The organism is Halomonas sp. HP20-15, from assembly GCF_033446685.1.
Taxonomy (GTDB): Bacteria; Pseudomonadota; Gammaproteobacteria; order Pseudomonadales; family Halomonadaceae; genus Modicisalibacter.
Map to the genome: position 1 here is coordinate 160,315 of NZ_JAWQLY010000003.1, position 13,674 is coordinate 173,988.

Annotated in this window: 13 protein-coding genes; 11 read left to right on the top strand and 2 right to left on the bottom strand. The window is 67.0% G+C overall.

The window, feature by feature from the left end:
- Positions 1-6 precede the first annotated feature (6 nt).
- The 4 genes from R6258_RS05460 to R6258_RS05475 all read left to right on the top strand — a co-directional run bounded on the left by R6258_RS05460 (position 7) and on the right by R6258_RS05475 (position 5,055).
- Entirely contained in the window at positions 7-426 is a 420-nt protein-coding gene (locus R6258_RS05460) for a sarcosine oxidase subunit delta (protein WP_318448400.1), read from the top strand.
- Positions 423-3,494, top strand: coding sequence for a sarcosine oxidase subunit alpha family protein (locus tag R6258_RS05465; protein WP_318448402.1), 3,072 nt, complete (start codon positions 423-425; stop codon positions 3,492-3,494). The genes R6258_RS05460 and R6258_RS05465 overlap by 4 nt, the downstream gene beginning before the upstream one ends.
- A complete protein-coding gene (locus R6258_RS05470) occupies positions 3,487-4,119 on the top strand; it encodes a sarcosine oxidase subunit gamma (protein WP_318448404.1) in 633 nt (210 codons plus the stop codon). Before R6258_RS05465 ends, R6258_RS05470 begins: the two co-directional genes overlap by 8 nt.
- Before the next feature lie 69 nt (positions 4,120-4,188).
- Positions 4,189-5,055 carry a formyltetrahydrofolate deformylase gene (locus tag R6258_RS05475; RefSeq protein ID WP_318448406.1) on the top strand — a complete coding sequence of 289 codons (867 nt, stop codon included), beginning with the start codon at positions 4,189-4,191 and terminating at the stop codon, positions 5,053-5,055.
- An 8-nt stretch (positions 5,056-5,063) separates the two neighbouring features.
- Here R6258_RS05475 and R6258_RS05480 read toward each other — a convergent pair whose 3' ends face one another.
- Complete coding sequence (locus tag R6258_RS05480; protein ID WP_318448407.1) at positions 5,064-6,152, bottom strand: nitronate monooxygenase; 1,089 nt, start codon at positions 6,150-6,152, stop codon at positions 5,064-5,066.
- A 77-nt stretch (positions 6,153-6,229) separates the two neighbouring features.
- Positions 6,230-7,159 (bottom strand): LysR family transcriptional regulator, encoded by a 930-nt coding sequence (locus R6258_RS05485; RefSeq protein ID WP_318448409.1) that lies wholly within the window; start codon positions 7,157-7,159, stop codon positions 6,230-6,232.
- A 105-nt stretch (positions 7,160-7,264) separates the two neighbouring features.
- On the opposite strand from R6258_RS05485, the gene R6258_RS05490 reads away from it, so the two are divergent.
- The 7 genes from R6258_RS05490 (at position 7,265) to benD (ending at position 13,642) form a co-directional block, all read left to right on the top strand.
- On the top strand, positions 7,265-8,389 hold the full coding sequence (locus R6258_RS05490) for a muconate/chloromuconate family cycloisomerase (protein ID WP_318448411.1): 1,125 nt from the start codon (positions 7,265-7,267) through the stop codon (positions 8,387-8,389).
- A gap of 45 nt (positions 8,390-8,434) precedes the next feature.
- Entirely contained in the window at positions 8,435-8,725 is a 291-nt protein-coding gene (catC, locus tag R6258_RS05495) for a muconolactone Delta-isomerase (protein WP_318448413.1), read from the top strand.
- Between the two features lie 73 nt (positions 8,726-8,798).
- Entirely contained in the window at positions 8,799-9,773 is a 975-nt protein-coding gene (catA, locus tag R6258_RS05500; protein ID WP_318448415.1) for a catechol 1,2-dioxygenase, read from the top strand.
- Between the two features lie 135 nt (positions 9,774-9,908).
- A complete protein-coding gene (locus tag R6258_RS05505) occupies positions 9,909-11,291 on the top strand; it encodes a Rieske 2Fe-2S domain-containing protein (protein WP_318448417.1) in 1,383 nt (460 codons plus the stop codon).
- Positions 11,292-11,305: 14 nt separating this feature from the next.
- Positions 11,306-11,797: a benzoate 1,2-dioxygenase small subunit gene (benB, locus tag R6258_RS05510; RefSeq protein WP_318448419.1), complete on the top strand. Its 492-nt coding sequence runs from the start codon at positions 11,306-11,308 to the stop codon at positions 11,795-11,797.
- A 28-nt stretch (positions 11,798-11,825) separates the two neighbouring features.
- Positions 11,826-12,860: a benzoate 1,2-dioxygenase electron transfer component BenC gene (gene benC, locus R6258_RS05515; protein ID WP_318448421.1), complete on the top strand. Its 1,035-nt coding sequence runs from the start codon at positions 11,826-11,828 to the stop codon at positions 12,858-12,860.
- Complete coding sequence (gene benD / locus R6258_RS05520; protein ID WP_318448422.1) at positions 12,857-13,642, top strand: benzoate diol dehydrogenase BenD; 786 nt, start codon at positions 12,857-12,859, stop codon at positions 13,640-13,642. The genes benC and benD overlap by 4 nt, the downstream gene beginning before the upstream one ends.
- Positions 13,643-13,674: the final 32 nt, after the last annotated feature.

The window sequence follows — 13,674 nt, forward strand, 5'->3', positions numbered from 1 at the left end:
ACCATCATGTTCCATATCTACTGCCCTTACTGCGAAGAATATCGCGAAGAGGAAGAATTCCATCCCAAGGGCCAGGCGCACATCGCCCGCCCGGCGGACCCGGACGCCTGCTCCGATGCCGAGTGGGGCGACTACCTGTTCTTTCGCGACAACCCGCGGGGCATTCATCACGAGCTATGGGTGCACGCGGTGGGCTGTCGCAAGTTCTTCAACATCACCCGGCATACGGTGAGCTACGCCATCCTCGAGACCTACCGGATGGGCGAGCCGCCGACGATCACCGCCGAGAGCCTGGCCCGCGACGCCAAGGCGGCGGGCGTGCAGGTCGCCGACGGCGGCCAGCAGACCGTTGGCGCCAGTGACGCCGCCGCGCCCGCGGCCGTTGATGATGACAATAGCGCCGCAAACAAGGGAGTCCGGGCATGAACCAGCCATCGAGTGCCACGCAGCAGCCCAACCGGCTGGCGGAGGGCGGCCGCATCGATCGCGGCAGGCCGCTCGCGTTCACCTTCAACGGCACGCGTTACAGCGGTTACGCCGGCGATACCCTGGCCTCGGCGCTGCTCGCCAACGGCGTCGACGTGGTCAACCGCAGCTTCAAGTACTCGCGGCCGCGCGGGATCGTCGCCGCCGGCGCCGAGGAACCCAACGCGGTGGTCCAGTTGGGTGCCGACGAGGCGACCCAGGTGCCCAACGTGCGTGCCACCCAGCAGGCGCTGTACGACGGTCTGGTCGCACGCAGCACCAACGGCTGGCCCAACGTGCAGCGCGACCTGATGGGCACCATCGGCAAGCTGGGCGGGCAGTTCATGCCGCCGGGCTTCTACTACAAGACCTTCATGGCCCCGGCCTCGCTGTGGATGACCTACGAAAAATACATCCGCAAGTCCGCCGGGCTGGGGCGCAGCCCGGGCGAGCCCGATCCCGACAGCTACGATCACATGAACCACCACTGCGACGTGCTGGTGATCGGCGCCGGCCCGGCCGGGCTCGCCGCGGCGCTCTCGGCCGCGCGCAGCGGCGCGCGGGTGATCGTCTGCGACGAGCAGGAAGAGCTGGGCGGTTCGCTGCTGGAAAGCCGCGAGACCCTCGACGAGGCCCCGGCGATGGCCTGGGTCGAGGCGACGCTTGCCGAACTCGAGGCGCTGGGCGAGTCGCAGGGCAATGTCACCCTGCTGCCCCGCACCACCGCCAACGGCTATCACGATCACAACTTCGTCACCCTGCACGAGCGGCGCACCGAGCACCTCGCCGACAGCGCGCCGCGCCTCGAGGGCCGCCGCCAGACGCGCTCGCGGCTGCACCGCGTGCGCGCCGGACGGGTCGTGCTGGCCAGCGGCGCCCACGAGCGGCCGCTGGTCTACGCCGGCAACGACGTGCCGGGCAACCTGCTGGCCGGGGCGGTGTCGAGCTACATCCGTCGTTACGGCGTGGTGCCGGGGAGCAAGCTGGTGCTCTCCACCAGCAACGATCATGGCTACCGCGCGGCGCTGGATTGGTTCGACGCCGGTCGCGAGGTGGTGGCGATCGTCGACGCCCGCGCCAATCCTGAGGGCGAGCTCGTCGAGCGGGCGCGGGCCGCGGGGTTGAAAATCATCGCCGGCAGCGCGGTGATCGAAGCCAAGGGAGCGAATCGCGTCAGCGCCGCGCGGGTGGCGCCGATCGACGTCGACGGCTTCCGGGTGATCGGCGAGATCAAGGAACTGACCTGCGACACCATCGCCAGCTCCGGCGGCTACAGCCCGGTAGTGCATCTCTCGTCGCACACCGGCGCGCGGCCGAGCTGGGACGAGACGATCCTGGGGTTCGTGCCCGGCGACGTGCCGGGAATGACGCCGGCTGGCGCCGCGCGCGGTATCTACGCGCTCGGCGAAGTGCTTGCCGATGGCCTCGCCGCCGGTCAGCGCGCCGCCGAGGCCTGCGGCTTCACGGCGGCCACGCTGGCCACGCCGCGCGTCGCGGCGATTCGCGAGGGCGCGGCCTGTGCGCTCTACCAGGTGCCTCACGAGAAACCCACGCTGCGCGCGCCCAAGCAGTTCGTCGACCTGCAGAACGACGTCACCGCGGCGGGCATCGAGCTCGCCACCCGCGAGGGCTTCGAGTCGATCGAGCACGTCAAGCGCTACACCGCGATGGGCTTCGGCACCGACCAGGGCAAGCTCGGCAACATCAATGGCATGGCGATCGCCGCGCGCTGCCTGGGACAGACGATTCCCCAGACCGGCACCACGGTGTTCCGCCCCAACTACACGCCGGTGACCTTCGGCGCGATCGTCGGCCGCCATTGCGGTGCGCTGTTCGATCCCGAGCGCTACACCGCGCTACACCAGTGGCACGTCGAGCACGGCGCCGAGTTCGAGGACGTCGGCCAGTGGAAGCGCCCTTGGTACTTCCCCCGGACCGTCAACGGCAAGAAGGAAAGCATGCACGACGCGGTGGCCCGCGAGTGCCTGGCGGTGCGCGAGGGGGTGGGAATCCTCGATGCCTCGACGCTGGGCAAGATCGACATCCAGGGCCCCGACGCTCGTGAGTTCCTGGGCCGGATCTACACCAACAAGTGGGCCAAGCTGGCTCCGGGGCGTGTCCGCTACGGCCTGATGTGCAAGGACGACGGCATGCTGATGGACGACGGCACCACCAGCTGCCTGGGTGACAACCACTTCCTGATGACCACCACCACCGGCGGCGCCGCGGGCGTGCTGGAGTGGCTCGAGCTCTGGCACCAGACCGAATGGCCGGAACTCCAGGTCTACTTCGACTCGGTGACCGACCACTGGGCGACGATGACCGTGACCGGCCCCGAGGCGCGCAACCTGCTGGCCGAGATCACCGACATCGATCTCGACCGCGAGCAGTTCAAGTTCATGGACTGGCGCGAGGGCACCGTGGCCGGTGTGCCGGCGCGGGTATTTCGCATCTCATTCACCGGCGAGCTGTCCTACGAGATCAATGTCCAGGCCAACTACGCCATGCACGTCTGGAAGACCCTGTTCGCCCACGGCGAGAAGTACGACCTGACGCCCTACGGCACCGAGACCATGCATGTGCTGCGTGCCGAGAAGGGGCTGATCATCGTCGGCCAGGACACCGACGGTTCGGTGACCCCGGAGGATCTGGGCATGCAGTGGGCGATCGGCTACGACAAGCCGTTCCCGTGGATCGGCAAGCGCGCGCTGAGCCGCTCCGACACCCGGCGCGGCGATCGCAAGCAACTGGTCGGCCTGCGCCCGCACGACCCCAGGGTGGTGCTCGAGGAGGGCGCGCAGATCGTCCTCGATCCCGAGCAGGCGATCCCCATGCGCATGGTCGGTCACGTCACCTCCAGCTACTACAGCCCGGTACTCGACAGCGGCTTCGCCCTGGCGGTGGTCAAGGGCGGCCACCAGCGGATAGGCGAGACCGTCTACCTGCCAATGGTCGACGGCAAGGTCCATGCCGCCGAGATCGTCAGCACCGTGTTCGTTGATCCCAAGGGAGAGCGCCAGAATGTCTGATGTGCGTCAATTCGATAGCCGGCCGACCGCCGAAGTCGAGGCCGAATCGCCGCTGGCCTTCTCGCGGTCGAGCTTGCCGGTACCGACAGCCCACGCACCGGGCGTGACGCTGCGCGAGCGGGCCTTCCTCGGCCATCTTATCCTGCGCGGCGGGGCGATCGTGCTCGACGAGGCGGTGCGCGAGGTGCTCGGCCTTGGCCTGCCGGCGCGTCCCGGGGCGCTGACGGTCGACGATCGCGGCGAGCGCTCGATCCAGTGGCTGTCGCCGGACGAGTGGCTGGTCATCGTCCCCGACGGCGAAGCTTTCTCGCTGGAGAAGCGCCTGCGCGATGCCCTGGGCGATGCCCACTTCGCTATCGTCGACGCCAGCGGCGGACAGACCGTCATCGAGCTCAGCGGGCCGTGTGCCCGCGAGGCGCTGATGAAATCCACTCCCTATGACGTGCATCCGCAGCACTTCCCGGTCGGCAAAGGCGTGACCACGGTTTTCGCCAAGGCCACGGTGATTCTGCGCCGGCCCTTTGACGACCGTTGGGAACTGGTGGTGCGGCGCAGTTTCGCCGATTACTGCTATCGCTGGTTGCTCGACGCCGCCGAGGAGTACGGCGTGACGGTCGAGTCGTGAGCGCTGGGAGCTGGGAATGAAACGCTTTTCCGGGTCGGGTTCGCCCGGCCTTCGTCTCGAGAGGTCGCCATGAGCCGCACCCCCGATACCTGGATCATCGCTGCCCAGTGCCCCAGCCGGCTGGGCACGGTGGACGTGGTCACGCGCTTTCTCAAGGAGCGGCGCTGCTACATCACCGAGATCCACTCCTTCGACGAGCGCCTGAGTGGGCGCTTCTTCATTCGCGCCGAGTTTCGCCCCGAGGAACCGGACTTCGACGCGCAGGCCTTCGACGAGGCTTTCGCGCCGCGAGCCGCCGAGTTCGACATGGACTACGAGCTCACCGCACCGGGTACCCGCCCGCGCACGGTGATCCTGGTCTCCAAGGCCGATCATTGCCTCAACGACCTGCTTTATCGCTACCGCATCGGCCAGTTGCCCATCGACATCCGCGCGGTGGTTTCCAATCATCCCGATCTCGAGCCGCTGGCGGCCTGGCATGAGCTGCCGTACCACCACTTTCCGATCACCCCCGAGACCAAGCCCCAGCAGGAGGCGCAGATTCGCCGGGTGATCGAGGATACCGGCGCCGAGCTGGTGATCCTGGCGCGCTACATGCAGGTGCTCTCGCCGGCGATGTGCGAATTGCTGAGCGGTCGGGCGATCAATATCCACCATTCGCTGCTGCCCGGCTTCAAGGGCGCCAAGCCCTACCACCAGGCCTACGCGATGGGCGTCAAGCTGGTCGGCGCCACCGCCCACTACATCAACAACGACCTCGACGAGGGGCCGATCATCACCCAGGGCGTCGAGCCGGTCGATCACACCCACTATCCCGAGGACCTGGTCGCCAAGGGGCGCGACATCGAGTGCCTGACCCTGGCCCGGGCGATCGGCTATCACATCGAACGGCGGGTGTTCCTGCATGGCGGCAGCACGGTGGTGTTCGCTCGCTAGCAGCGCCGCTAGACGCCGCTCAGCGCGCGCAACCGGGCCAGTGCCTCTTCGCCCAGCCGAATGGTCAGCGTCTCGGCGTCTAGCTCTCGGGCCAGCGCCGCGGCCTGGCCGGCCCACAGCGACGAGAAGTCACCACTGCCTCGCGCCTCGAAGGCCTGCTTGAGCGGAGCCAGGGCGCCGCCGGCGCTCGGGAAGGGTGGCGCGAGCGGCGACAACGGCCCGAGCTCGCCGACCACGCGATTGACCAGCCCGCGCGCCGGACGTCCCGAGAACAGGTTGGTGATCACGGTGTTGTCGTCGCGCGCATTTTGCAGCGCGGCGCGATGGATATCGCCGATCAGGCTCTCGGGCGTGGCCAGATAGACGGTGCCGAGTTGCACGCCGCAGGCACCGAGGGCGAAGGCGGCGGCGATGCCGCGGGCGTCGCCGATCCCACCGGCGGCGATCACCGGCAGCCTCACCGCGTCGACCAGTTGCGGCACCAGCGCCAGGGTGCCGGGCTGGCGGTCGACGTCAGCGCTCAGGAAGATGCCGCGATGACCGCCCGCTTCGGCGCCCTGGGCGATGACCATGTCCACCCCATGAGTCTCCAGCCAGCGACCCTCGGCGACGGTGGTGGCGCTGGCCAGCACCGTGCAGCCGGCGGCCTTGACCCGCTCGAGCAGGCCGGCCTCGGGCAGTCCGAAATGAAAGCTCACCACCTCGGGACGCAGCCGTTCGACGAGTGCGCAGTGCGCCTCGCCGAACGGCTCACGCTGGGCGGCGGGCGCCTGCTGGTCGGGATCGAGTCCGGTCTCGCGGTAGTAGGGAGCCAGCGCCTCGCGCCATTTGCGCTGCGCCTCTGGCGCGGGCGGCGACGGCGTGTGACAGAAGAAGTTGAGGTTCAGCGGCCCGCGGCTGGCCTCGCGAAAGCGCGCGACCTGCTGCTCGATGGCCTCGACGCTCGACATCGCGCAGGGGATCGAGCCCAGCCCGCCGGCGCGGCTCACGGCGATCGCCAGGCGGGCGTCGTTGGCACCGGCCATCGGCGCCTGGATGAGCGGCAAGCTTAAACCGAGCCGTTCGGTGAGTTCATGCCTGGGCCAGGTGGGGGCCATATGCGGGTACTCCTTGTCCGGGGATTATCGAGCGGATGGATTGTGGTGATTCTAGTCGCTCGAGCGGCACAGGAGCATCACGGGCGAACGAGGGCTGGCGTCGTGCCCGGGTAGCGGCCGCTGCGGCGGTTCTCGACCAGCACCTCGAGAATCGCATTGGCTTCCCGCATGACCGGCGAGGCCGGCTCGCCGCGGCGGCGACTGCAGATGATCGGCGTGGTGATGTGCTTCTCGGCGAGAGGCACGTAGACGATGTTGTCGCGCCTGAGCCGGCCGACCTGCTCGGGCACCAGCGTTATGCCCAGATCCGAGGCCACCAGGCCGAGCGCCGTCTGCAGTTCGTTGGCTTCCTGGGCCACGCTGACCTTGAGCCCGCGGCGCCGGAACAGGCCCAGCATGACGTCGGCGAGGCTCGGCCTGGGCGAGGCCGGAAACAGGATCAGCGGGTACTGGGCCAGCTCGGCCAGGGTCGGCTGGGTGTTTTCCAGCGGGTGCCCGGCCGGCAGCGCGGCAATGATCGGCTCCTCGAACAGGATCTCCTGCTCCACGTCGGGGTCGTCGATCTGCAGGCGGCCGAAGCCGATGTCGATGCGCCCGGCCTTGAGCGCCTGGATCTGCTGCACCGTGGTCAGCTCGACCAGCGCCAGCTCGACGTTATCCTTTTGTCGCAAACCGCGCACCAGCAGCGGCAACTGGCCGTAGAACAGCGAAGGCACGAAACCTATCCCGAACATCAACAATTTACTGCGATCGATGTGGCGGGTGGCGGTGATGGTGGTGTCGAGCTTCTCCAGTACCTGCAGGGTATGCTCATAGAAGAACTGGCCCGCCGTGGTCAGGGTCAGTCCCCGCCGGCTCCGCTCGAACAGCCTGACGCCGACTTCTTCCTCCAATTGCTTGATCTGCCTGGTCAATGGCGGCTGAGCCATGTTCAGCCGACGGGCCGCGCGGGTCAGGTTGAGCTCGTCGGCCACGACGCAGAAGTAGCGAAGGTGACGCAGTTCCATGATACCTCCTGGGTATGGAAGCGCACTCAAACGATATTGGTTTCACTCCCGGGGCGCAATCAAACTGCCTTCAATCCTGCACAGGGCGCAATTCGGGAGCCACGCATGTCCGCCGTGATCGACACCATCGAAACCCATCTGGTCGACCTGCCGACCATTCGGCCGCACAAGCTGTCGATGACCACCATGGCCTGCCAGACCCTGGTCATCGTGCGCATGCGCCATTCCGATGGCCTCGAAGGACTGGGCGAGGGCACCACCATCGGTGGCTTGAGCTACGGACCGGAGAGCCCGGAAAGCATCAAGCGCAACATCGACACCTACCTGGCGCCGCTGCTCATCGGGCAGCCGTCGGCCAACCTCAACGCCTTGCGGGCGCGCATGCAGCGTCACGTGCGCGGCAATGCCATCGCCAAGTCGGCACTGGAAACCGCGCTGCTCGACGCCCAGGGCAAGCGCCTGGGACTGAGCGTCTCGGACCTGCTGGGCGGGGCCCGTCACGCTCACCTGCCGGTGCTGTGGACGCTGGCCAGCGGCGATACCCGCAAGGATATCGACGAAGCCTTCCAGCGTCTCGACGACCGTCGCCACTGCGACTTCAAGCTCAAGATCGGCGCCAACGCCGTCGACGACGACGTGCGTCACGTGGCGGCCATCAAGGCGGCCTTGGGCGACCGGGCCAGCGTGCGCGTCGACGTCAACCAGGCCTGGGACGAGGCCACGGCGGTCCGTGGCATCGCCGCATTGCAAGAGGCGGGCATCGAGCTGATCGAACAGGCCATTCCGGCGCGTGAGTTCGCCGGCCTGGTGCGCCTGGCGCAGCGTTTCCAGGTGCCGATGCTCGCCGACGAAGCGATCCAGGACGCCCGCGACGGCTACGCCCTGGCCGCCGCCGGCTTCAGCGGCGCCTATGCGCTGAAGATCGCCAAGTCCGCCGGCCCCTGCGGGGCGCTCGAACTGGCCCATGTCGCCCAAGCGGCGGGGATCGGCCTGTACGGCGGCACCATGCTCGAGGGCACCCTCGGCACGGCGGCCTCGCTGCATGCCTGGGCGACCCTCGACACCCTGGCCTGGGGCACCGAGATGTTCGGGCCGCTGCTGCTCAAGGACGACATCGTCAGCGAGCCGCTGCGCTATCACGAGTTCGGGGTCGAGTTGCCCAGGGGTCCGGGGCTGGGCGTCACCCTCGATGAAGACAAGCTGGGCTATTACCGCCGCAACGACGGCTGAGGCCCGAACACCTCGTCAGAGGCCATCCATCACGGGAGACCGATCATGCTGTTCCACGTCGAAATGACCGTCAAGCTGCCCCCCGACATGCCCACCGGGCGTGCCGCCGACATCAAGGCGACCGAGAAGGCCTACGCCCAGCAATTGCAGCAACAGGGCAAGTGGCGCCACCTGTGGCGGGTCGCCGGCAGCTACGCCAATGTCAGCGTCTTCGATGTCGAGGACAACGCCGAACTCCAGGAGATCATCAGCAACCTGCCGCTGTTCCCCTACATGGAGATCCGCGTCAGGCCGCTGTGTCGGCATCCGTCGTCCGTGCGCGACGACGATAGCTGAGCAGCCAACCCTGGCTGAGCCTAACCACGCCGACTCATCACCACCAATGACTACAACAAGTGAGGTAACGACCATGACCGTCAAGATCTACGATACCCGCGAAGTCCAGGAATTCCTCAACCTGGTCAGTGGCTTCGAGCAGACCGGTGGCGACACGCGCGCCAAGCAGATCATGCATCGCCTGCTGTCCGACGTGTACCAGCTGATCGATGACTTCGACATCACGCCCGAGGAGTTCTGGTCCACCGTCAGCCTGCTCAATCGACTGGGCGAGACCGGTCAGTTCGGCCTGCTGGCGCCGGGGCTGGGCTTCGACCACTACCTGGACATGCGCATGGACGCGGCCGACGAACAGGCCGGCCTGAGCGGCGGTACGCCGCGTACCATCGAAGGCCCGCTGTACGTTGCCGGCGCTCCCGTCAGCGAGGGTGAGGTGCGCATGGACGACGGCAGCGACCCGGACGCCGAGGTGATGTGGTTGACCGGTCAGGTACGCGACACCGACGGCAAGCCGGTTCCTGGCGCCCAGGTCGAGATCTGGCACGCCGACTCCAGGGGCAACTACTCGTTCTTCGATCCGTCGCAGTCGGATTACAACCTGCGCCGGACCATCCTGACCGATGCCGAGGGACGCTACCGCGCGCGCAGCATCATTCCCTCCGGTTACGGCGTGCCGCCGGAGAGTCCCACCGACCAGGTGCTCTCGGCCCTGGGCCGGCATGGCCAGCGCCCGGCGCATATCCATTACTTCATTTCGGCGCCCGGTCACAAGCACCTGACCACCCAGATCAACCTGGCCGGCGATCCCTACACCTTCGACGACTTCGCCTTCGCCACGCGCGAGGAACTGGTGGTCGAGGGCACGCGCATCGAGGACCCGGCCGAGGCGGCAGAACGCGGCTTGGAGAGTCCGTTCACCGAAGTGATCTTCGACGTCGAGCTGGCCAGGACCACCGATCCCGAGCTGCAAGGCCGCCACAAACGCCCGCGTGCCCTCGAGGATACGTTCGAGTCGAGCGAGCGGTCGACGGCCGAGACCGAGGCCTGATCCCGGCACATCCCTGACGAATGCCTGATCACCGCTGACTTCCCGTCGCCCAGGCGATGGGTTGGGTAACCCTGGCCCGGTGCCGGGGTCACCCCGGGGAGGCAGCGGTCACAAGACACTACGAGGAGCATGATCATGACCACTCAGCTTGATCGTCTCGAGCAGCGGGTTCGCAGCGCGGTCGTCGACGATCCCGACAACGGCATCTTCCGCTGTCACCGCAGCATGTTCACCGACCCGGCCTTCTTCGAGCTGGAAATGAAGTACATCTTCGAAGGCAACTGGCTGTTCCTGGCCCACGAGAGCCAGATTCCCGAGCCGGGCGACTACATGACCGTGACCCTGGGGCGCCAGCCGGTGATCGTCACCCGCGACAAGCAGGGCGAGCTGCACGCGCTGATCAACGCCTGCGCCCACCGCGGTGCCACGCTGTGCCGCAAGAAACGCGGCAACAAGGGCACCTTCACCTGCCCGTTCCACGGCTGGACGTTCAAGAACGACGGCAAGCTGCTCAAGGCCAAGAACGAGAAGACCGGCGCCTACCCGAAGGGCTTCAAGCAGGACGGCTCGTACGATCTCAAGCGCATCGCGCGGTTCGAGAACTACCGCGGCTTCCTGTTCGGCAGCCTGAGCGCGGATGTCCAGCCCCTCACCGAGCATCTGGGCGAGACCACCAAGATCATCGACAACATCGTCGACCAGGCGCCGGACGGCCTCGAGATCCTGCGCGGTACCTCCTCGTACACCTTCAACGGCAACTGGAAGCTGGGGGCCGAGAACGGCGCCGACGGCTACCACGTCAGCACCGTGCACTGGAATTACTCCTCGACCATGGACCGTCGCAACTACGACGCCGGCGGCACCAAGGCGGTGGACGCCAACGGCTGGTCGAAGAGCCTGGGCGGTTTCTACTCCTATGAAAACGGCCACATGATGCTGTGGACGCGTCTGCTCAACCCCGAGGTACGCCCGGTCTACAACCAGAAGGACCGAATCGAGGCCGAGTTCGGCGAAGCGCGGGCCGACTCCATCGTCAATCAGACCCGCAATCTCTGCCTGTATCCCAACGTCTACCTGATGGACCAGTTCTCCACGCAGATCCGCGTCATCCGCCCGCTGGCCGTCGACAAGAGCGAAGTCACCATCTACTGCTTCGCGCCCAAGGGCGAGTCCGCCGAGGATCGGGCGCTGCGTATCCGCCAGTACGAGGACTTCTTTAACGTCAGCGGCATGGGCACACCCGACGACCTGGAGGAGTTCCGGGCCTGCCAGAACGGCTACGCCGGACTGGATGCCGAGTGGAACGACTTGAGCCGCGGCGCCACGCAGTGGATCGAGGGCGCCGACGACAACGCCAAGGCCATCGACATGAAGCCGCGGCTCAGCGGCGCGTCGCCCGAGGACGAGGGCCTGTACGTGATGCATCACAAGCACTGGGTCGAGGAGATGCTGCGCGCCATCGACAAGCAGCGCAGCCAGTTCATTCCCGCCACGCCCGTAGCAACGAGCGCTTCGTAAGAGAGGGCATCGCCATGAGCATGAATTTTCTGGACATCCAGGCCTTCGTCCATCGCGAGGCGCGGCTGCTCGACGACCGCGAATGGGACGAGTGGCTGACCTGCTACAGCAAGGACGCGGTGTTCTGGATGCCGGCCTGGGACGACGACGACCGGCTGACCGAGGATCCGCAGAGCGAGATCTCGCTGATCTACTACTCCAACCGCGAGGGGCTGGAGGATCGCGTCTACCGCATCAAGACCGAACGCTCCGGGGCGACCAGCATTCCCGAACCGCGCACCACCCACCAGATCTCCAACCTGGAGGTGTTGAGCCAGGACGGCGACAAGGTCGAGCTGCGCTTCAACTGGCACACCCTGAGCCACCGCTACCAGCAGACCAACGCCTACTTCGGCACGTCCTTCTACACCCTGGACGTGTCCGGGGACGCGCCACTGATCGCTTACAAGAAGGTGGTGCTGAACAACGACTATATCCACCAGGTCATCGACGTCTATCACGTCTGAGCGCCGCCCGGGTGGGAGGAGAACGATCATGAGCTACACCATTGCACTCAACTTCGAGGACGGCGTGTCCCGCTTCATCACCTGCAAGTCGGGGGAAACGGTGCTCGACGCCGCCTATCGCCAGAAGATCAACCTGCCGATGGACTGCTCCGACGGCGTATGCGGTACCTGCAAGGGGCATTGCGACCAGGGTGCCTTCGACATGGGCGACGATTATCTGGAGGAGGCGCTTTCCGAGCAGGAGGAGGCCGAGGGCAAGGTGCTGACCTGCCAGATGGTGCCGAGCTCCGATTGCATCATCCAGGTGCCGGTGGCCTCGACGCTGTGCAAGACCCAGGTCGGTGAATTGACCGGTCAGGTGGCCCGGGTCGATCCGCTCTCCGAGGACAGCATCGAACTGATCGTGGACCTGGACGACGAGGCCGAACTGACGTTCCTGCCCGGCCAGTACATCAACATCCAGGTGCCGGGCAGCGACGAGACGCGCTCCTACTCGTTCAGTTCGCGCCCGGGCGACAAGCGGGCGTCGTTTCTGATCCGCAACGTGGCCGAGGGCCTGATGAGCGGCTACCTGACCGGCACGGCCACGCCCGGCGATAGCCTGACCATGACCGGGCCGCTGGGCAGCTTCTACCTGCGCGAGGTCAAGCGGCCGCTGCTGATGCTGGCCGGCGGCACCGGCCTGGCGCCGTTTTTGTCGATGCTCGAGCTGCTGAGCGAGAAGGGCTGCGACCAACCGATCCACATGATCTACGGCGTCAGCCGCGACGATCACCTGGTCAAGCGCGACGAGCTCGACGCCTACGCCGGGCGACTGCCCAACTTCAGCTACACCACCGTGGTCGCCGACGAGGCAAGCGAGCACCCGCGCAAGGGCTACGTGACCCATCACATGGAGGCCGACACGCTGCACGACGGCGACGTTGACGTCTACCTGTGCGGACCGCCGCCGATGGTCGATGCCGTGCTCAAGCATTTCCGCGAGCAGGACATTGCGCCGGCCAGCTTTCACTACGAGAAGTTCGCTCCCAGCCTGACGCCCGCCAGCGAGGAGGTCGCATGAGTGCCGCACGCTTCGATGGCAAGGTCATGGTCGTCACCGGGGCCGCCCAGGGCATCGGGCGGCGGGTCGCCGAGCGGGCCGCCGCGGAGGGCGGCCGGCTGGTGCTGGTTGATCGCGCCGACGTCGTGCATGAGATCGTGGCGGGCATCGTCGAACGAGGGGGCGAGGCGATTGCCGTCCAGGCCGATCTCGAAACCTGGCAAGGCGCCGAGAGCGCCATGCGCCAGGCCCGCGAGCGCTTCGGCCGGATCGACGTGCTGATCAACAACGTCGGCGGTGCGATCAACTTCAAGCCGTTCGTCGAGTTCAGCGAGGCCGAGATCGCCGCCGAGATCACCCGCTCGCTGATGCCGACGCTGTGGTGCTGCCGGGCGGCGTTGCCGGCGATGGTCGAGCAGGGCAGCGGCGTCATCGTCAACGTCTCCTCGGCGGCCACGCGGGGCATCCACCGGATTCCCTATTCGGCGGCCAAGGGCGGCATCAACGCCATGACCGCGTCGCTGGCCTTCGAGTACGCCGAATCCGGTATCCGCGTCGTCGCCACCGCGCCGGGAGGAACCGAAGCACCGCCACGGCGTATCTCGCGCGGCACCCCGGAAGCGCGCACCGAGCAGGAGCGGGCCTGGTTCCAGGCGCACATCGACCAGACCAAGGCGAGCAGCCTGATGCACCGCTACGCCACCCTCGATGAGCAGGCCGCGCCGATCCTGTTTCTGGCCTCGGATGATGCCAGCTACATCACCGGCAGCGTGGTGCCGGTGGCGGGCGGCGATCAGGGCTGAGCGGCGCGGGTTCGCTCCCATCAATCGCACCT